Here is a 317-nt window from a genome sequence, read left to right on the forward strand (position 1 = left end):
ATGGCGAAGTCGATGTCGTCCAGCACCACCAGCGCGCCGAAGCGCTTGTGTATGCCGGCGGCATTGAGGATCGCACCGTTGGGCAGAGCGTTCACGATGCGGTCCCCCGACAGATCAGCCGTTATACGGCTGGAGCTTGGCTTCGACCGGAACCTTCGGGTCGGTGGCGTTCTCGGTCACGACATAGTCGAGCGGGAATTTCGAGCCCTCCTTGGCCGCGACCCATTGCGTGCCGATGATCGGGCCGGGCGAGACATTGGCCACCGGGCCGCTGGTGAAGTCGACCTTGCCGATCATGGTCTCGGTCTTCAGCGTGC

General features: G+C 63.7%; 1 pseudogene. It reads right to left on the reverse strand.

The annotated features are described in order from the left end of the window. Window positions 1-114: 114 nt before the first annotated feature. A pseudogene (locus tag EN874_RS32875) lies at window positions 115-317 on the reverse strand (ABC transporter substrate-binding protein); the annotation flags it as partial.

Source organism: Mesorhizobium sp. M1D.F.Ca.ET.231.01.1.1 (assembly GCF_003999155.2).
In the GTDB taxonomy this organism is placed as follows: domain Bacteria; phylum Pseudomonadota; class Alphaproteobacteria; order Rhizobiales; family Rhizobiaceae; genus Mesorhizobium.